The 20,872-nt window shown below is 47.9% G+C and carries 10 protein-coding genes and 1 pseudogene; 10 read left to right on the forward strand and 1 reads right to left on the reverse strand.

Going from position 1 to position 20,872, the window contains the following annotated elements; all coding sequences use genetic code 11:
- Positions 1-290: 290 nt before the first annotated feature.
- The 5 genes from EDM59_RS23020 (at position 291) to EDM59_RS23040 (ending at position 6,574) form a co-directional block, all read left to right on the forward strand.
- A complete protein-coding gene (locus EDM59_RS23020; protein WP_122925759.1) occupies positions 291-1,742 on the forward strand; it encodes a polysaccharide deacetylase family protein in 1,452 nt (483 codons plus the stop codon).
- Between the two features lie 69 nt (positions 1,743-1,811).
- Positions 1,812-3,242 (forward strand): polysaccharide deacetylase family protein, encoded by a 1,431-nt coding sequence (locus EDM59_RS23025; RefSeq protein ID WP_122925798.1) that lies wholly within the window; start codon positions 1,812-1,814, stop codon positions 3,240-3,242.
- Positions 3,243-3,405: 163 nt separating this feature from the next.
- Positions 3,406-4,047, forward strand: coding sequence for a flavin reductase family protein (locus EDM59_RS23030; RefSeq protein WP_122925760.1), 642 nt, complete (start codon positions 3,406-3,408; stop codon positions 4,045-4,047).
- Positions 4,048-4,197: 150 nt separating this feature from the next.
- Entirely contained in the window at positions 4,198-4,761 is a 564-nt protein-coding gene (locus tag EDM59_RS23035) for a DNA-3-methyladenine glycosylase I (protein WP_122925761.1), read from the forward strand.
- A 127-nt stretch (positions 4,762-4,888) separates the two neighbouring features.
- Positions 4,889-6,574, forward strand: a complete 1,686-nt coding sequence (locus EDM59_RS23040; protein ID WP_183193011.1) for a methyl-accepting chemotaxis protein — start codon at positions 4,889-4,891, stop codon at positions 6,572-6,574.
- Between the two features lie 278 nt (positions 6,575-6,852).
- Here the strand turns inward: EDM59_RS23040 and EDM59_RS23045 are convergent.
- Positions 6,853-8,205, reverse strand: a pseudogene (locus tag EDM59_RS23045) (FAD-binding oxidoreductase).
- 282 nt (positions 8,206-8,487) lie between these two features.
- On the opposite strand from EDM59_RS23045, the gene EDM59_RS23050 reads away from it, so the two are divergent.
- The 5 genes from EDM59_RS23050 to EDM59_RS23070 all read left to right on the forward strand — a co-directional run bounded on the left by EDM59_RS23050 (position 8,488) and on the right by EDM59_RS23070 (position 20,872).
- Positions 8,488-12,024: a cadherin-like beta sandwich domain-containing protein gene (locus EDM59_RS23050; protein ID WP_183193012.1), complete on the forward strand. Its 3,537-nt coding sequence runs from the start codon at positions 8,488-8,490 to the stop codon at positions 12,022-12,024.
- A gap of 189 nt (positions 12,025-12,213) precedes the next feature.
- A complete protein-coding gene (locus EDM59_RS23055; protein ID WP_183193013.1) occupies positions 12,214-17,271 on the forward strand; it encodes an AAA family ATPase in 5,058 nt (1,685 codons plus the stop codon).
- Positions 17,272-17,275: 4 nt separating this feature from the next.
- Positions 17,276-17,920, forward strand: a complete 645-nt coding sequence (locus tag EDM59_RS23060) for a response regulator (protein WP_246011195.1) — start codon at positions 17,276-17,278, stop codon at positions 17,918-17,920.
- A gap of 368 nt (positions 17,921-18,288) precedes the next feature.
- On the forward strand, positions 18,289-19,836 hold the full coding sequence (locus EDM59_RS23065; protein ID WP_122925766.1) for a sugar ABC transporter ATP-binding protein: 1,548 nt from the start codon (positions 18,289-18,291) through the stop codon (positions 19,834-19,836).
- 28 nt (positions 19,837-19,864) lie between these two features.
- Positions 19,865-20,872 (forward strand): ABC transporter permease, encoded by a 1,008-nt coding sequence (locus EDM59_RS23070; protein WP_183193014.1) that lies wholly within the window; start codon positions 19,865-19,867, stop codon positions 20,870-20,872.

Raw genomic sequence — 20,872 nt, forward strand, 5'->3', positions numbered from 1 at the left:
TGCAGATCCAGTTTTGAAGGTGCGACGGAAATGGACCAGATGAGTGTAATCATCTGGTTTTTTTATTGCGTTCATAGAAGTTGAAAATGGAAAGGGAAACCACTCTACCACAATTAATAAAAAGTGTATAATTTTAGAGTATAGGAAATCTATGACTGTTTATATGATCACACATCCTCTTCTTCCTTCCTGTTATAATCAAACCCTTTCGAGCTGCAATCATCCGTAAGATCATTCGAATCTTTTACAGTAAGACATCTATTTTAAATTGATTAAGAAGGAGTAGAATCATGACATTTTGGAAAGGACAAAGAAAAAGTCTCTGGGGGAAAATGCTGGGTGTGACTGGAGCACTGGCCCTGCTTTTGAGCAGTTCCGTAATGGAGGCTACGGCATACGCCGATACACAACCAGCACCCTCCGTTGTTCGCTATACGGGAGAGCCAAGCAAAGCTGTTTCCATGGTTTATACGACTAAGCCAGAGCTCGCTTTGACTTTTAATGGATTAGGTGACGAGAAAAAGCTGACACAGCTTTTAAACGATCTGGATACATACAACATCAAGGCGACGTTTTTTCTGCCGGGAGCGCAAGTAGCCAAACAGCCGCAGTTAGCCAAGCAAATCCTGGTGAGGGGTCACGAGATTGAGAATAATGCGGTGCATGGACATGATCTGGCAAAACTAAGCTACGAACAGATCTATCAGCAGATAAAGGAAAGCAAGGAGCTAATCCTCAAGCATACTGGCGTTACGCCGAAATACACGCGGACATGGCTTGGGACGTACACCGACGACATTCGTCTGGCAGCGGCGCACAACGGTCAAGAAGCTGTCATCGGTTACAGTCTGTTCCTGCATAACTGGCACGATGAAACGGAAGAGCAAAAGAACAAATATGTGCGCAAGTATATGAATCGTGGCGGAATTATTGCGTTGGATATCGATGAAAATATTCATTTGTCAGTATCCATTCCACTGATCGCCAAAGCAGCTGCTGAAGCAGGGTACCAGTTTGTGCCCCTCCAGACGCTTCTGGCTCATGGTCAGGAGAAATTGCCTTTGGAAAAGATCGAAGGCTACGATGCAGCCAAGATCAACCCCGACTACAGCAGCGCTAGCGCCAAAGTGGTGAAAAGAGTGGAAACCGATGAAAAAAAGGTAGCTATTACGATCGATGATTGGGGCAGCGATGCGACAGTAACGAACATCCTCAACATCCTAGAAAAGTACCAGGTCAAGTCCACCTTTTTTCTGCGGGCTGACGGCACAGCTAAAAATCCGAATCTGGCTCGAGCCATTCTAGAGGCAGGGCATGAAGTAGCGAATCACACGTACTCGCACCCCAATAACACCCATATTACGCCAGAACAGCTTCAGCAGGAGATCGTCAAGGCACATCAGGTCATTACAGAAGCCATTCAGCAAAAGCCCACGATGTATTTCAGACCTCCAGCAGGAGCAGTCAACGATGAGGTGGTCAAAGTCATTGCAGCGACGGGTTACGAGACCGTTGCCTTATTCGATGTGATTCCCTCGGATCACGACAAGAGCAAGAGTGCGGATGACATTGTGAATGCCGTTCTCGAGAAAACAAAAAACGGCAGCATTGTTTTACTACACATGCTGGATGATATTCAAACTGTCAAAGCTCTACCGAGAATAATCGAAGGTCTGCAAGCAAAGGGATACTCGCTGGTAACCATGACGGACCTGGTAGAGAAGTCCGAGCAAGGGAAATAAGAGAGACTATCTGTCGATGGATAGCAAAAAGGGAGAAAAAGCATGACCAGAGGAAGAAGCGCCGGCTTCATGCTGCGTGTACGTGAAGGATTCGTGATGGGCATGGTGCTTATGCTCTTATCGGGCTGCTCCATGTTTGTAACCAAAGATGAATCGGTTGACAACTCGAAGGGGAAAACGGACACAGAACAAAGCATTACCCGCTACACAGGAGAAAAAAGCAAAGCGATTTCTTACGTCTACACAGCCAGAAAAGAATTGGCTTTAACGTTTAATGGCATGGGCGATGAAAAGACCATGAAACGTTTGCTGGATCAGTTGGATGCAAGCCAGATCAAAGCGACCTTCTTTTTACCGGGCATGCGGGTCGCCGAAGAGCCGAAAATTGCAAAAGACATCTTGACCCGTGGGCATGAGATCGAAAACAATACGCTCAATCAACTAGACACGAGCAAGCTCAGCTACGAACAGATTTATCGCGAAATCCAGCTGAGTAATGAAGTGATCAAAAGAGAGACAGGGATTGTTCCGCGCTACGTTCGCACCAAGTCCGGAGATTTTACAGATGATGTCCGTTTGGCGGCTGCTCATTTGGGGATGGACGCCGTTGTCAGCTACAATATCAACCCGAAGGACCGAGATTTGAGTAGGGACGCTAAAACGATCGGCGATTACGTCACACGATACATATCTAGAGGTGGAATCATCTCGTTAAATACCGACATCAACCCGGAAGTGATTTCCGCGATCCCTCTGATGGCACAAGCAGCCGAGGAGATTGGCTACAAGTTTACGACGCTCAGTGAATTGGTCAAAAACGGCGGTGAACGAAAGCCGCTGGAAAAAATCCCGGGCTATGATGCCGCCAAAGTGAACATGAACTACCAGAATGCCCAGTACAAGCTGGTCTATAAATCGGACACAAACAAAAAGCAGGTCGCGCTTACCTTTGATGACTGGGGAAGCGATAAGACCGTTACGAAAATCTTGGATATTTTAGCAGAGCATGATGTGAAAGCGACCTTTTTCCTGAGGGCAAAAGGGGTAGAAAATAACCCGAATCTGGCACGAGCCATGGTCGAGGGCGGCCATGATGTCGCAAACCACTCCTACAGCCACCCGGTGGTAACGACATTGAAGCCGGAGGACCTGCAAAAGGACATCGTGAAAGCCCATCAGGTCATCACAGAGTCGATCCAGCAGCAGCCTGTCATGCTGTTCAGACCGCCGACGGGTGTCGTGGACGATCAAACCGGAAAAGTGATTGCAGCGACTGGCTACAAAGTGATTGCGATGTATGATGTCACTACGCTCGATTGGGATTCCAAAAACAGTGCGAAGGATATTGTAAACGGTGTTCTGACCCAGACGCAAAATGGCAGTGTGATTCTGCTGCACATGCTCGATGATATCCATACGATTGAAGCTTTGCCAGTCGTGCTGGAGAGCTTGAAGAGCAAGGGCTACACATTTGTAAAAATGGCTGAGATGGTGAAATAGACAGAGGAGCTGCCGGAAGAATTCGGCAGCTTCTTCTCGTGTGGTAGCCGGACAAAATTTATTGCTTTGCGATCTTGCTGTCATACTCCGAAAGCCTATATCACGCAAAAGCTCTGTGCTACAGTTATGAAAATCTGGAATGCAGAGGAGACGTGGAAGGCTTATGCACATGGTGATTGAGCCAAAAATGTTATACTTTGGAAGCGCAGTTGTGTTGATCACTACAAGAAATGAAACGGGTACAGCAAATGTAGCGCCGATGTCCTCAGCTTGGTGGCTAGGCCAATCGTGCATGCTCGGGATGAGCAGCCAGTCACAGACCGTGCAAAATTTGCTGAGAGAAAAAGAATGTGTGCTCAATCTTCCGTCAGTAGACATGGTGCCGGCAATCGAAAGACTTACTTTGTTAACGGGAAGAAATCCGGTTCCGGAAAAGAAAGCCGCACGGGGATACCAATTCGAGGCAGATAAGCTTGGTGTCGCCGACCTTTCTTCATTGCCGTCAGAGGTCGTGCGAGCGCCTAGAGTAAAGGAATGTCCCGTTCAAATGGAGGCTAGGCTGGTAAAGCTGCATCCGATGGAGGAGCCGAGCTCGCTGGTGGCCATGGAAGTTTACATTGAAAAAGTTCATATTCAGCCAGGTCTTCTCATGGATGGTCACCCGAATTACATTGATCCGGCAAAATGGAAACCGCTGATCATGAATTTCTGCCAGTACTTTGGCTTGGGAGAGCAGCTTTCGGACTCCAGATTGGCACCGGTATTTGGTCCGCCTAAAAGGGCCGGGCAAAGTGAGACATGCTGATTGATTGAATAGAAAGCAACCCTGACCCGCGATGACAGGCAATCCCGTCAAAACGGGTTCTTTTTTTCTAAGAAAACTTGCAGAAGTGGTTATGTTTGTTTATCCTAACAATAAGAATATACGTTCGTAAGATTAAGGGGGCAGTAAACGATGAACAGATGCGGCTGGGTAAACGAGGATCCTTTGTATATCGACTACCATGATCATGAATGGGGAGTACCCGTCTATGACGACCGGCTCCTATTTGAGTATCTCAATCTCGAGGGAGCACAGGCAGGGCTAAGCTGGTATACGATCCTGAAAAAAAGGGAGAATTATCGGAAGGCATTTGATAACTTCGAGCCTGAAAAAATCATTCACTACGATGAAAACAAGATAGAAGAGCTGCTAAATAATGAAGGGATTGTGCGAAACAGATTGAAGGTCAGAGCTGTTGTGACCAATGCAAAGGCCTTTTTCCGCGTTGTAGAGGAATTCGGCTCCTTTCGAGAATATATCTGGTCTTTTGTAGGGGGAAAGCCGATTCAGAACCATTTTACAGCTATGTCTCAGGTACCAGCCACTACTGACGTGAGCGACAAACTGAGCAAGGATTTGAAGAAGCGAGGATTCACCTTCGTGGGTTCTACGATCTGCTATGCCTTTATGCAGGCAGTAGGCATGGTTAATGACCATATCACAGCTTGCGATTGCTATTCAAAAGTAAGCAAATGACATCCTTCAGACAAATATTGGTTACAAAGCGTTTACAATGCTAGGCTGGCGATTGTTTTGATCCCCTCAAACGCATTACAATTTACGAATATATACAGGTGCATCATGGATGTTTGAGGAGGATACTGTGTCAATCGCCAAAAAAATTGTATGTGCATTCTCTCTAATTTTCGTCATGTTCGCAGCAGTTGGCAGCTATCAGTACGTAGTTTCCTTGCAGCAAAGTGAGACCACCACGATCATGGAAGCCAAAACGCTACGTTCAGCTCTTATGGCTGAGGAAATGAAGATGTCCGTCATTCAGGTTCAACAATGGTTGACTGATATTAGCGCCACACGGGGACAAAATGGAATGGATGATGGTCTGGACGAAGCATCCAGATACGCAGCAATATTCCGGAAGTCTGCTGAGGAAATGAAGCAGGTTAATCCTGAGGATCAGGAGCGTCTGCAAAAGATAATAGTGGCTTTCGATGATTTCTATGCCGTCGGTCAAAAAATGGCACATGTCTTTATCGACCAAGGTCACGAGAAGGGCAATCAGCTAATGGATGACTTTGATGCTCAGGCAGAAAAGGTCAACAGTGAAGTAGATGCCTATCTCCAGGAAAAGGTGCAGCAAATAACAGGTTCTGTCAGCTCCATTCAAGACTCCATCGAGCTTTCGAATCGATTGATGCTCGTGTTTTTCCTTGTTGTGCTAGTGGTGAGCAGTGTGATCGCGTATTTTTTGAACCGCTCCATCATCAAGCCGCTTCGCTTGTTGAACCAGAAGGCGTTAGTAATCGCAGATGGCAAGCTGGATCAGCCGGTAGTGATTCAATCCAGAGATGAAGTGGGTCAACTAGGGGCTGCTTTTGAAAAAATGCGCACGAACCTGCATGTGCTCATTCAGGAAGTGAAGAAAACCGCTGATGAGGTGGCCGCTTCTTCGGAGGAACTGACTGTAGGTGCAGAGCGTACCGCTGAATCATCGCGGCAGATTGTCAGCTCGGTGAAGGAGATCGCTGATGGCGCAGAACGACAGCAGCACGGCTCGAACCAAAGTGCTCGCAGCATGGAAGAAGTCAATGCAGGGATTCATATGGTGGCTACGTCATCATCTGCGGTAGCGGAGCTGTCGCTTACGATGTCAGAGCTCGCCAAGCTGGGAGATGACACTGTCTCGCGAGTAGCTGCACAAATGGAGCAGATCAACAACCAGACGGAGCAGACAAATGAGATCATTCGAACACTGGATGCTCATTCTACGCAGATCGTGGATATTTTGCGGGTCATGGAAGCCATTACAGGACAGACGCAAATCCTCGCACTCAATGCAGCGATCGAAGCTGCACGGGCAGGCGAGCAAGGGAAGGGCTTTGCCATCGTAGCAGAGGAAGTCCGAAAGCTGGCAGGACAGTCCCAAGAGTCCGCGGCACGGATCGCCGATTTAATAGAAGAGATCCGTACCTACATGGCGACTGCCGTTTCAGCAATGAGTGAAAGCAGCAGGGAAACCGCATCTGGCATGCAGGTGGCCAGTGAAGCGAGCGATATTTTTACAACCATCCGCAATAGCATCATCGAGGTAACGGATCAAGTGCAAGAGGTTTCCGCATCTGCGGAGCAAATGGCAGCTAATACGACGCAAGTCAGTGAAGCGGTCATCATTATGAAAGAGATCGCGAACCAGGCACTGGCGTACGCAAAAACCACTGTCAACTCGGTAGATGAGCAGCTGCTATCGTGTGAGGATGTAGCCAGCTCTGCGGAAAAGCTGAATCGGGAGGCACTTCGACTGCAAGCGCTGGTCAGCAAGTTTGACGTGTAAAGCAGACAAAAGAAAAAGCCACATCTTCTGTGAGTCAGGGGCAGGACAAGACCTGTAACAGAAGATGTGGCTCTTTTTCATTCTCGCAACTAAGCGGTTTCTTGCATGTCACTCGCTTCGCTGAGCGAGAGGTTTTTCGTTTCAGGAGCCCAGATGCTTGAATGATGGGCCGATGAAATAGAAATGAAGGGGGAAGCAGGAAAGCTGTCCGGGTCAGGCGCCTTCCCTGCTTTGTATGACGTAATAGAAAGAAAGCTCAACCCCATAAGAGATAAGCTTTACCTTTTCTTAGGATCAGGTGGCAAAGGAATGCTTTGCGGAAAGCGGAACAGATTGGATGGATCATAGGATTTTTTGACAGCCTGAAGCCGCTTGAGGTTTTTCCCGTAGTACGCTGCTTGCCAATTTTTGATGTGGAGATCTGGCCAATTCACGTAATCGCCAGTCGTATACTTCGATAAAACATGCCGAAGCTCTTCAATCCAGCGAATGTTTTCCGCTTCTTCCACAGGCTGGCTCCAAGTACTTTTATACTCCTGAGCGATGATGGCATGACGGTAGTAAAACGCTGTTTCAGAGGGGGAGAACTGCTTGGTTGCACCGCCAAGTGCCTGTTGCCAGACGGCCGCCTCTTCATTGGGGGCATTTTCGAGAAACTTCTTCATCGTCTCGATGGCATCTGGTGGGAAAGGCTTTTTTAAAAAGGAGCCAGAACGCTTACGATGTGCAGGAAGGTTTCCGCTCGGATCGTCAAAGAATCGCACTGCTTTGATATAGGGAACTTCCTTCACCGCTATTTTCGTAGGGGAACCAATACTAGTCAATGGCCGTAAGAGAGTCCGCAAATTCGAGGCCGGGCCCACGAATTCACCCTGGGCAATGATTTGGTTGGCTTTCTTTGCTTTTAATTCGATTTCGGAGGTCAGCCGTATATCCGCGTGATGTGCCCAATTCTGCCAGGCGTCAAATACAGCTTCGAGGTCCTCCCACCCCCATGTGATAGAGAAAATAGATACTTTGGAAATGGGATGTACTCTGTAGGAAAGGGAAGTGACAATGCCAAAGTTCCCGCCGCCGCCACGGCATGCCTAAAACAGATCACGGTTCTGATGAGGGTTTGCCCGAACCAGCTGGGCAGCCCGCTGTCCACTGGCTGTCACGATTTCAACTTCCAGTAGATTGTCGCAGGTAAGCCCAAACAATCGCGACAACATCCCGATTCCTCCACCCAGAGAAAGCCCCACAAGCCCAACGCTGCCTTCCGTACCAGCTGGGATTGTGGTGCCGTGCTCCCATAGTCGTTGGTAGACGAGGCCGAGATTCGCGCCGGCTTCTATTTTGACTGTCATGCTTGTTTCGTCGAATGTGATCGCATTCATGTCGCTGATATCAATGACCAACCCGTCCGTTACCAGCGAGAAGTTTTCATAGCTATGACGGCCGCTGCGGATACGAAAGGGGACCCGGTTTTCCCGTACCCATTTCAAAGCATTCACAACATCCTCGACATTTCTGCAAAACACAATGATTTTGGGGAATTGGGGAAAGCTCAGGTTATTATTTGTACGTGCCCATGCATAATCGGGATCAGCGGGAGTCACGATGCGCCCGGTAAGCTGTGTTTTCTCCAAAATGCACGCCTCTTTCGCAGTTGATCTGGGGTGACTGCTATATGCTGATGAGCCGCCCTGGAAAAAGACACTGCACAGCTTACAGAGATAATGGAAGTTTTGTCACATGACATTGATGACAAAAGTAGTGACTGGGCTCACTACCGGGAAAAAAACGAGAAAATATAATAATAGAAGTGATAGCTACTAGGAAATTCAATAATGGGGGTATGTAAAAGTTTGAATAGACATGGGAGTTTTCAGAAGTTGATTCCGAGCAAGGAAAAAGAGGGGAGTTATCTTATGTGTTCTCGGTTTACACGTGTCTTTGTCGTGATGATGGCATTTTTGTTGGCATTCACGGCATTTCCGCAACAATCATTTTTAGGGCTGGAAGAAGCAAACGCTGCGGAGGCACCGAGCAATCAGTTAAGTACGCTTGCGACTTCGATTCCAGATATCGTTTTTGATCCGGATGTAGAAATTTACAGTGCAGATGTACCAGTGGAAGTCAGTACGATAACGATAAAGGCAAAAACGGTAGATCCCGCTGCAACCATGCGTATTGTTGAATGGCATATGGATCTGCCTCAAGAAACGGAAAAATTACTTGCTTTAGAGAAGGGTCAAAATTCTATCTCGATTCAAGTAACGGCCACAGACAACAGCCAAAAGACGTATGTTCTGAATGTGAAGAGAGCAGCAGCTCCCATATCGAGTGAAAAATTGTCTGGTTTGACATCGTCAGTTGGCTCACTTGATCCAGTATTTTCACCAGACACCACAAATTACACGTTGGCAGTGGGAAATCAGGTGGGGGAAATTACGCTCATCCCAAGTTTGGCGGATTCCTCCTCGACCCTTCAGGTCAATGGCTCTACGCATGCAAGTGGAGCGGGGTACGTGAAATCTCTCAACTTGGGAGATAACAGCATTGAGTTCAAAGTAACAGCTTCGGATGGGACCACAACGAAGACCTATACAGTGAATGTCAAACGCGAAATTTTTGTAAATAACACACTAACCGACTTGGAATTTGAGGGGGGGACACTCAGCCCTGGCTTTTCATCAAACACTTTAAACTATACGGTAAATGTCGATACAAATGTCACCTCTATTAAGATGAAGCCAGTTACGTTTCAGAGCACGGCAAAGGTTGAGGTGAACGGCAGTACTCTGGCGGCCGGGAGCTGGTATACTTCTCCAGCCTTGGCAGTGGGAGAGAAAACATTCGCAATCAAAGTGACTCCAAGCGGTATTGTAGGTAGCCAGTCACCCATGACCTACACGATAAAGGTAAACCGGGCTGCTCCAAGCGCTGATAATAATTTGGCTGGCATTACTTTGTCCAGCGGCTCGCTTTCCCCCGTATTTTCCCCGTCTACGACGTCTTATGTAGTAAGTCTGGAATATGATGTAGCGAATATTCAGATAACACCGCATTTGTCGGACAATACGGCTCGTATAACAGTAGATGGTACAGCGCACACCAACAACACCCCGTATACTTTTCCTGCTTCTTACTTGACCGGAGGAGGATTAGAGAAGTACATTCCGATTATTGTAACAGCGCAAAATGGTGATGCCAAAAAATATTGGATTAGAATCAGCCGATTATCTCCAGCCTTCGATAACAATTATTTAAGTAACTTGTCTTTATCCAACGGCTTTGTTATGCCCACATTTAATTCCCTTATTGACTCATACTCCAGAAACGTGGGCAATGAAGTGGACAGCATAACAGTGACACCGGTCGCTTTAAGCAGCATCGCAACAATCAAAGTAAACTCTGAACCAGTAGTTAGCGGTAGGGATTCCCAACCGATCGCTTTGCAGGTAGGGGAAAATACCATTCGCATCGAGGTACAAGCAAATAATGGGCCTGTGAGAACGTACACCCTGACGGTGACTCGCGCGAAAAGCAGCGACAATACCCTGAGCGCTCTGGGCGTTTCCAAAGGGACGCTGAGTCCGGTATTTGATCCTTCCACGTATCAGTACTCAGTCACGATCCCTTACAAAGAAATGAGTTTGACTATAACACCAACAGGAAAGCACGAAAAGGCAACGATCAAAGTAGAAGGAATCCCGGTAACCAGTGGACAAGGATATGCAGTGAACAATCTGGGCGTAGGTGAAAAGCAAATTAAAATAGAAGTCACTGCTGAAAATAGCTCCGTGCAAGAGTATTTCTTGGACATTACGCGTGAAGCGGCAAGCACAGATGCCGACTTGGACGAATTAGAGCTATCGAGTGGCACACTGTCACCGGCATTCTCAGCCGATGAGACAAACTACACGACAAGCGTGCCGAATAGCGTAAGCAAACTCACGATTACGCCTACCGCATCTGACAGCAACGCAAGCGTGAATATTAATGGTGTACTCGTAGTCAACGGTACCACTTCCGCTCCGATCGCTTTGAAGGTAGGAAGCAACCCGATTACGGTATTGGTAACAGCGGAAGACGATGAGACGACGAAAACGTACACGATCGACGTGAAGAGAGGGTCTGCCCCAACGCCTTCTACTCCGAGCAATCCGGAAGTGCCGGTTACAGGAGTTAGTCTGAGTGAGAACCAGCTCATCTTGCAAGCTGGAGCAGAAGCAACTGCTCTGACAGCAACCGTAATGCCAGCCTCTGCGACGAACAAGGCACTGAACTGGACGAGCAGTGATCCGAAAGTGGCTAAGGTCGATTCGAAAGGAAAAGTCACTCCGCTAGCTCCAGGGAATGCAACCATTACGGTCACGACTGTGGATGGCAACAAGACCGCTAGCGTGGAAGTAACCGTAGGAGAAGAAGAGGGTACGCTTCGCTTAGAGGCTAGCTCGACTTCTTTCCATCTGGAACCAAAGAATTCGGTTCGTTTCAAAGTATATGCAGTCATGGGTAAGGAAAAAACAGAGATCACTAAACGTAAAGACATCGAATATAGCAGCGACAGCAAGCTCGTCTCTGTGAAGCCGGGAGAGATTACGGCAGGTGCGAAGAATGGAAATGCAGTCATCACGGTTCGTTATCAAGGCCTAGAGCTGAAACTGCGTGTATCTGTCAAAGAGAATGCCGGCATTCTGGACGCAGCGGAGTCTATCTATTGGGTTAAGCCGAAACGAAGCATCGGATTGAAAGTGTACAGCATCAGTGATGGCAAGCGCAAAGACATTACTCGAAGTGAAAACACTTCCTACACCGTTGATAACGATCTCATCACGGTTAAGCGAGGGCAGATCGTGGCTGGAAATGAACAGGGTGAGGCAGTCATTACGGTTCATTATCTAGGGGAAGAGCTGCGCATTCCTGTCAACGTATCGAATGCTACTCTTCAATCGCTCACGCTTACTGCGAAGCAAGGTGTGCTGAAACGCAAGGAAGAGCAGCAGCTAAAGCTGACCGTTACTTTGAGCAACAAAAAAAGTAAGGACGTTACGGATGAAGCGAAGTGGAGCACGAATAATTCCGATGTCGCGGAAATTACCGAGGATGGCTTGATCATCGCGAAAAAACCGGGAATAGCCAAAATTACAGCAAGATACGCAGGTAAGATGATTACTGGAAAATGGCTAGTTGTCACCGAGCGTAAACCAAATGTGATCCGGGTGAGTCAAGCTTCCGTGAGCTTGAAAGTAGACCAAGAGGCTAACTCGCTGGTAACTGCTTATTACGACCAAGGCTTCAAGGAAGCGCTTAAGGGTACAGATGTAGAGTGGACCTCTATTGATCCAAAGATTGTCACCGTAAAAGACGGCGTCATCACCGCTGTTGGGGAAGGACGTACTTCGATCACAGCTAGCTTTGCAGGTAAAAAGGCGACGATTCGGGTAACAGTACGCAAATAGCTGCATCAAACATATCGCTGTGTTCAGGGACTTCTCTGGATACAGCGGTATTTTATAACCGGAGGGAGAGATTGCGATAAAACTCTTTCAACATGTGCACAGCTTCTATAGTAAACTATTTTAGGGATCTTTTATTGCAAGATTATGACGATTTCAAAGAACGAGAATGCTAGTGAAGCAGGTGTGGCCATGTTTGTGTTGCCAGGATATCGATTTGCCGAAGAAATAACTAGTAATAATGAAGTACATATCTATCGCATGGTACGTGTAAAAGATAACGAGACGATTATTGCCAAGACCACGATTGAATTATTTCCTGAAAAACCTATGATCAGTTCTTTTGAACATGAGTACGAACAATTGCTGGAATGTGGGGGAGGACTCGAGCCAATCAGTTTAGAAATGGCAGGAATGCGCCCCGTTTTGCTGCTGAAGGATCCTGGTGGAACCACCTTGGATCAATTGCTGCGTACCAGGAGAGCTTCCTTGGAGCTAGACGATATTTTCAGTGTCGCGATTGCTCTGGCAGAGTGTATGCGGCAACTACATCAGACCAATATCATTCTACATAAAATGACGCCTCTTTCTTTTTGGATCAACGATGACCTGAACGAGGTCAAGGTAATAGATTTACGTTCCTGTTCGAATGCGGGAAAACAAAGCGTCCCACCGAACTCAACAAGTATGGATAACTCGATTCTCCACTACGTATCCCCGGAGCAGACGGGGAGAACCGGGATGGCTCCTGACCATCGATCGGACTTTTATTCGTTAGGCGTGATCTTGTACGAATGGTTTACGGGGAGTCTGCCTTTTTCGTCCCAGCATGCGCTGGATATCGTACACCATCATCTTGCTACGAATCCTGAGCCAGTTCATGTTAAAAATCGAGCCATTCCTGAAGTCATTTCGGATATCGTTCAAAAATGCATGGAGAAAATGCGGGAAGCAAGGTACGCAAGCGCTTATGGAATTCGTGCTGATCTGGAAGAGTGTTTGAGTCGTTTTCACGAATTAGGAAGCGTCCCATTCTTTGCGGTTGGAAGTAGAGATATATCGAAAAGCGCAGCGATAACGGGTCTTCACTACGGCAGGGTTGCTGAGCAAGAGGCACTACAGCAGGCGTTACACCGCGTAACGGAAGGTGCTAAAGAAGTTGTATGGGTGAGTGGGATAACGGGAATAGGAAAAACCTCTTTTGTGCTGGAGACGATTCGTCAGGAAGTACCAGCCGAAGGGGTGTTTGTGGTGAGTCAATTATGGGCTCCCCATACACTTTCATATACCGTTTGGGTGCAAGTGATCGAACAATTGGTAGATCAATTATTAACGGTTAACGAAAAACAGGCAGAAGCATGGAAGAAGAAGGTTTTAGATGCAGTACAAGGTCATGGAAGGCAACTGACTGATCTGGTACCGCGCTTGAAACTCTTGATCGGCGAACAGCCCGCGTTGGAGACATTGCCGCTGGCAGAAGCAAAAAATCGATTCCTGTTTGTCCTGAATCGGTTTTTTCAATTGTTTTTCAAGAAAGGGAGCCCGTTTGTTGTATTCTTGGACAACATGCATTGGGCAGACGATGCATCGATTCAGTATATTCATGAGTTGGCAGGTGACGGGGAAACCAGAAACTTGCTGATCATTTGCTCTTCGCGGGATGAAGAATGGCATGAGTCAAATCCGATGCAAAAATTACGCAAGCAGCTCGCAGAACAAGGGACACGCATGGAGCAAATTGAGCTTAGGGCATATAGACAGCACGAGGTTCAGCACATGTTGCGCTCTTTTTTTCAGGGGTTGACAGAAGAGATAGATGAACTCGTTGCCATGCTGCTTCATAAAACAGGAGGTAACCCTTTTTTACTCATTCAGTTTATCCAAGAGTTGCTAGACCAGAGACTGATTTTCTTCGATGAAAATAAGCGGACATGGCGGTGGAAGCTTTCCCTCATTGCAGAACAGAATGTTGCAGATCAGGTTGCAACTACGCTCGCAAATTCGTTGCAGAATTTCTCGGAACAAATGATTTATCTCTTAGGCAGAGCGGCGTTTTTAGGGAAGCGGTTTGAATTGAGTACGTTATCTCAGATCACACAGCTCTCCATCGAAGAGCTGCGGGGGTGGGCAAACAGTGTCGAGCTAAATCGCTTGTTACGACTGGGGGATCGAAAGCGCAATACTTATTTGTTTGAACATGAAGATATTCAGCAAACTGCTTATGAGTCGGTTCCTGAATCTGATCGAATGGCATTACACGCGCAGATTGGCTTGATTTTGGCAGAGGGACAAAGCGCAGATGAGGCTGTCCACTTATTTGAAGCGCTGCATCACTTGAATCTAGCGAAGGAACATGTTATTCAACTAGGTAAAAAAATGGAGCTGGCGATCTGGAATCTGCAAGCTGGGTTAAAAGCAAAGCAGTCCTTTGCCATGGAAGCCGCTGTGAATTACCTGCGCTTCGCTACGGAACTGCTGCCAGTAGACAGTTGGGAAAACAACTATTCGACTACTTTTCAAGCATTTCGAGAGAGGGCGGAAGCGGAGTTCCTCTGTTCGAATTTCACAGTTGCCCAAGAGTTGTTTGACCTGACTCTGGAGAGAGCTGTGACTGATTTTGATAAAGCACTGGTCTGCCTGATGATGATTCAGCTAGAGTTGAACCGGGACAGTTATCGGGAAATGATCGCATTGGCTGAAAGGACGATGAAGCTGCTTGGCTTCCGTTATCATTCCACCCCGAGCTCGCTGGATGTGCTGCGCCTATGGGCGAGGGTGCAATGGAAGCTTCGCAAGCGTCCGATCGAAACCATGAGTCAGCTCCCAGCCATGACGGATGAACGCCAGAAAGCTGCCATGAAGGTTTTGGCGTATACCAGCAACGCAAGTTTTTCTCTGGATAAAAAAGCATGGTCCTATGACACGTTGAGGATGATGGAAATCACGCTCGATCATGGCTTGATTCCAGAGGGCGCATTAGGTTTTGTGGGGTATGCCATGATGCTAAACTATGGACAGCGTCGTTATGAAGCCGCCTATCAATGGGGAGTTCAGGCATGCAAGGTCGCAGAGTCCAGATTGGGATTGTATGTGCAGACTCATACCGCTTTCTCCCTTTGTTATGATAGCTGGAGGCAGCATGATCCGAGCTTCTTGCATACGTTTTCCGAGCATGTCGGAAAAGCAGCCTTGCAATCTGGAGATCTGTGGCATGCCAATAACAGTCTGTTGTTTAATTGCGGTCTCCTGTTCCAATTCAGCCATCCGTTGCAGGAAATTTATGCGCAGCTGCTCGCCTATACGGGCAAATTTCAGCAAAATAAAGCAAGCTATCATTGGAAGCAAGCAGCCGTCCTGTCAAAAATGCTCACAACGCTGATGGGATACCGGGCTTCAAATGACCAGTTTGAAGGAGTCGATATCGAGGGACAGGCATTTATGACAGAGATTCCTGAAAACTCCGCACCCTTTTTGCACGCGATCGTTTACATCTATCAATATATTACCGGCTACTTGTTTGGTGATTATCAGAAAGCCCTGCATGCGCTCGAATTAGCCATGGAGATAGAGGATAACAGTAAAGAATCGAGTGAGCCATCGAGCCATTATTTCTATCATGTTTTAGTTTTAAAGGAAATCTATGACTCTGCGAGCAAGCAGGAGAAGGCAGGCTATTTGCGCAAGATTCGCCAGGAAATGAAAAGGCTGAAGCGCATTGCTGATCGCTGTCCGGATAATTATTTGCACAAGTACTTGTTGGTCAAGGCAGAGCTATGCCGAATCGAACAGAAAAATCATCAGGCAGAGCAATGCTTTGAGCAGGCAATCACGGCTGCTCGGCGCTACGGGCTAATTCATGACGTCGGCATTATTGCAGAAAGTTATGCTTCCTACGGGATGAAAGTCGGTAAGCCCATGCTGGCAAAGCTGTACATCAACGAAGCTTATGAAGCCTACTTGCAATGGGGTGCCTTGGCCAAAACGGCTGACATGGAGCGAAAAGTAGGTCATTTACTCAATAAAAAGCGGGAAACGGAGGTGGAGCGAGCTGATTATCTTTCGGTCGTGATCTCGGCTCAAGCCTTGTCGGGTGAAATGGAGATGGGCAGACTACTGGACACACTGATGCGCATCATGCTTCAAAACGCTGGAGCAGAGTACGGGGCGCTTCTTTTCAAAAATGAAGGTTGGATGGTGGAGGCGTTTGGAACGGCAGATAAGTTGCAAATCCAATCGATCCCCCTATACGCTGCGGAGCATCTCGTTCCTTCATCGATTATCGAATTTACAGCAAGAACCCAGCAACCAGTGATCCTTCATGATGGAGCAGGGAACAGCATGTTCCAGCGAGATGAATACATCAAGAGTAAAAAATGCAAATCCGTCCTTTGTTTGCCGATTTCCTATAAAAATGAATTGATTTGTCTATTGTATGTGGAGAACAATTTGTCCAAAGGCGTATTTACCAAGGAGCGACTTGATGTGCTGAAGCTGCTTAGCTCTCAATGTGCCATCTCGATTGCCAATGCTCAGTTGTTTTCGCAAATGCAGTACTTAAATGACAATCTGGAGCAACAAGTTGTCCAGCGAACGCTCAGCTTGGAAAAGTCGATGAAGGCTACCTCAGAAGCTTTGGCAGAAATGACGGTATATGCGGAACGAAATCGGATCGCGCAGGAGATCCACGATATCGTCGGACACACCCTGACCTCGACCATTTTACAGATTGAGGCGGGAAAACGCCTGCTGAATAAAGATCGGGACAGCGCCGTCGGACGGTTGAAAGAAGCGCAGGACCTTGTTCGGCACAGTTTGAGCGAGATTCGCAATTCGGTTCACATGTTGAAAGAGGACAGATACTATGACATTCTTCAAGTGATGGAACAGCTTGTACAAGATACAGAGCGAAATACAGGAGCGGTTATCGAGGCGCACATGGATTCTGTGGAGCACCTTTCCCTGCTTCATAAAAAAGTGCTCTACCACGCTTTGCAGGAGGGCTTGACGAACGGTATTCGGCACGGCAAAAGCAATAAGTTTCAGTTTCGATTGCACGACGATGGAGCGACTGTCCATTTCAGCCTTACCGATAACGGAGTGGGGGCCAGTAATCTCGAAATGGGATTTGGTCTGAAAATGATGAATGACCGCGTTCAGCAGCTTAAAGGAACACTCCATATTGATTCCCAAGCGAATAAAGGATGCTTGCTGCGTATCGAGCTTCCATATGGAGTGCAAGGGAGAGAGTAACAAGATGATCAGAATTGTCATTGCCGACGATCAAATGCTAACGAGGGAAGGGCTGCGCACGATTCTCGATCTGGAGGACGACCTTGAAGTCGTGGGAGTGGCTAGTAATGGGGCGGAAGCTTGTACATTGACTGAAAAGCTGCGTCCAGATCTCGTCATTTTAGATGTGCAAATGCCCATCATGGACGGTATTACGGCGTTGAAGCAAATCAAACAAGGCTTCCCGCAGACGTTCGTCCTGATATTGTCCACGTTTCTGGAAGACCAGTATATCATCGACGGTATGGCAAATGGAGCGAGCGGCTATTTATTGAAGGATATGGATACGGACAAAATGATCTCAGCGATTCGTGATACGGTCGTTGGCCAGTTTATTTTGCCGACGGCTGTTGCTTCCAAATTGGTTGCTCGAATGTCAGAGCTGATGCTCGAGCAATCTTCACCAACTGTGAAGAAGCATCATTTCCAATTGACAGAGCGCGAGGGAGAAATAGCAGAGCTGATTATGAAAGGGTATAACAACCGTGAGATTGCTTCTGAATTATGCATTGCGGAGGGAACTGCCCGTAACTACATTAGCAATCTGTATCGGAAGTTGGAAGTCGACGATCGCGTGCAAGCAATCGTGCGTTTGCAAGCCTTGAAGTGAAACGAAGTAGGAAATGCTACTACGACTATGGAGGTTGCCTCCGAAAAAGAAGGGAAAAATCAAAACACCTTCAAGAGTATGGAACCGTGTCGTAAGGTGCGGAGATACGCTTGGAGGTGTTTTTGCGGTTGCACTAGAGGAATGCCCTCGTAGAAGAGAATATGTATGCGATTCGAATGGGAAAGTCCGATTTCACGCATTTTCAGAGAAAACAAAGAATAATAAAAAAATACAGAATTAATCATATGCAAACAAAAACCAAAGCTGTATAATCAAAGATATAAAAACAAACAGGTACAAACAAAACAGTCATGTCCGTTTTGTTCAACCACAGAGGGTTCGTTTCCAACAGGAATAGGAGGACGTTTATGTCAGATTACGTTCTTGAATTGAGAGGAATCACGAAAACGTTTCCAGGCGTAAAGGCGCTGGATCAAGTGCATTTTCAGCTAAAGCCGGGCGAAATTCACGCGCTTATGGGTGAGAACGGTGCTGGCAAATCCACGTTCATCAAGATCATTACGGGTGTTCATCTCCCGGATGAAGGCGAAATCTTTGTAAACGGGCAGAAAACGGAAATCAAAAATCCAAAGGACGCCCAACGATTGGGAATTGCCGCGATTTATCAGCATGTGACCTGTTTTCCCGACCTGAGTGTAACGGAAAACATCTTCATGGGACATGAGAAGATCACCAAACGCACAAAGCGGATCCTGTGGGGCGACATGCACGCAGAAGCGAAAAAGCTGCTGCAGGAGCTGGGGGCAAGCTTTGATCCCAGAACGAAGATGGGGGCGCTCAGCGTTGCCCAGCAACAAATCGTCGAAATTGCGAAAGCGCTTTCAATGGATGCGCGCATCATCATCATGGATGAGCCGACAGCAGCGCTTACGGCAAGAGAGAGCGAAGAGCTGTACAAGATCGCGGAAAAGCTGCGCGATAACGGTGCCTCGATCATCTTTATTTCGCACCGCTTTGAAGACATGTACCGATTGGCGAGCAAAGTAACCGTGTTTCGCGACGCCAAATACATTGGCTCCTGGGGCATTTCCGACATTTCCAACGACGACCTGATCGTAGCCATGGTCGGACGGGAAATTACACAGCTGTTCCCCAAAAAGGCAGCAAAGGGCGGGGAAGAATTGCTCCGCGTTGAAGGTCTTGGCAAAACAGGTTTTTTTGCAGACGTATCCTTTTCGGTGCATCGAGGCGAAATCGTCGGCTTGACCGGATTGGTAGGGGCAGGGAGAACCGAGGTGTGCCAAGCCATCTTTGGAATTACCTCGTTCGATAAGGGCCAGGTGTACTTAAAAGGCAAAGCGATTCAAGTCAAAAACCCGCTGCAAGCGATGGAGCTCGGGATCGGGTACTTGCCCGAGGACAGGCAAAAGCAAGGATTGGTCCTGGAGTGGGGAATCGAGCGCAACATTACCCTGTCGGCACTCGGCAAGCTGTCGCGCAAGGGCTGGATTCAGGAGAAAAGGGAAGCGGAGCTGGCACACGCACTCGCGGAAAAAGTCCAGGTAAAAGCTCGCAGCATCTTTGATCTCGCCAGCTCCTTATCCGGTGGGAATCAGCAAAAGGTCGTCGTCGCCAAGCTGTTGACCGCCGATCTTGATATCATCATTCTGGATGAGCCTACGAAGGGTGTAGACGTTGGGGCGAAGTCTGCGATCTATGAAATCATTAGTGACCTCGCTTCGCAGGGGTATGGCGTCATTATGATTTCATCCGAGATGCCAGAGGTGATCGGCATGAGCGATCGTGTCGTCGTTATGCGGGAGGGCAGAGTGACAGCCCGCCTGGACGGTGCAACGGTGACGCAGGAGGCCATCCTGGAGGCAGCCATGGTAAACAGCGCTATTCCAGAAGCGGCGACGGCACACAGCAGTGCGTCAGAGACGCTCAGCACGTAAGGGACAAGGATAAAAGGTGGTGAAAGAAGTGCCAGAATATTCGCTGCAAAAGACTTCCGCAGGAGCCAGCATCGCCAAGTTTCGGGAGCTGGGCTTGCTCGTATTCATTCTGTTTTTGTGCGTAGGGGTACAGCTGCGCAATCCCAGCTTTTTGACGCTGGAAAATATCAACGACATGGTCACGAATACGGCCATTCTGAGCATTTTGGCAGTCGGCATGATGCTGGTCATCGTGACGAGAGGAATTGACCTGTCGATCGGGGCGACGCTCGCTTTGTCCGGGATGATTTCTGCCATGACCGTAAGCGCTTATCCGGATACGCATCCTTTGCTCGCCATTTTGCTGGGGACAGCAGTCGGTATCGTCAGCGGGATGATCATCGGCCTGCTCGTCTCCAAGGCAGGCATACTTCCCATCATCGCAACGCTCGGCATGATGAACGCATTTCGCGGCATGACGTTCATGGTTAGCGGCGGCAAATGGGTCAGCGCGCACCAAATGCCGGATTCCTTCAAAGCGATTGCGACTAGCTCCATTTTCGGGCTCAATACCCTCATCGTGATTGCGATTGTCATTTACCTCATCTTTTTCTACTTCATTACATACACCAGGACAGGCAGACAGATTTACGCAGTGGGCAGCAACCCGGATTCCGCGAAAATCAGCGGGATCAACAACGATAAAATTTTGTGGCTCGTGTATACGATCATGGGCGGGTTGTCTGGACTCGCGGGCGTTTTGTGGGTATCCAAATTTGCTTCCGCACAAGGCGACACCGCTTCGGGCTACGAGCTGAGCGTCATCGCGGCATGTGTGCTCGGGGGAGTCAGCATCGCAGGGGGCTCCGGAAAAATTTCGGGCATCATTTTGGGCTCGATTCTGCTGGGGATTTTGAACAACGCCTTGCCACTGATCAACGTCTCGCCGTTTTGGCAAATGGGCATTCAGGGCTCGATCATCCTCATCGCAGTCGTTATCAATGCGCTGGTCAAACGAGGCGTCGATCAGAGCAACCTGATGAGGAGGAGAATTTAG

This window comes from Brevibacillus nitrificans (assembly GCF_003710965.1).
GTDB lineage: Bacteria > Bacillota > Bacilli > Brevibacillales > Brevibacillaceae > Brevibacillus > Brevibacillus centrosporus.

Coding starts and splice junctions, on each gene's coding strand:
- EDM59_RS23020 (WP_122925759.1), top strand. CDS start 291: ATGACATTTTGGAAAGGACAAAGAAAAAGTCTCTGGGGGAAAATGCTG.
- EDM59_RS23025 (WP_122925798.1), top strand. CDS start 1,812: ATGCTGCGTGTACGTGAAGGATTCGTGATGGGCATGGTGCTTATGCTC.
- EDM59_RS23030 (WP_122925760.1), top strand. CDS start 3,406: ATGCACATGGTGATTGAGCCAAAAATGTTATACTTTGGAAGCGCAGTT.
- EDM59_RS23035 (WP_122925761.1), top strand. CDS start 4,198: ATGAACAGATGCGGCTGGGTAAACGAGGATCCTTTGTATATCGACTAC.
- EDM59_RS23050 (WP_183193012.1), top strand. CDS start 8,488: ATGTGTTCTCGGTTTACACGTGTCTTTGTCGTGATGATGGCATTTTTG.
- EDM59_RS23055 (WP_183193013.1), top strand. CDS start 12,214: ATGTTTGTGTTGCCAGGATATCGATTTGCCGAAGAAATAACTAGTAAT.
- EDM59_RS23060 (WP_246011195.1), top strand. CDS start 17,276: ATGATCAGAATTGTCATTGCCGACGATCAAATGCTAACGAGGGAAGGG.
- EDM59_RS23065 (WP_122925766.1), top strand. CDS start 18,289: ATGTCAGATTACGTTCTTGAATTGAGAGGAATCACGAAAACGTTTCCA.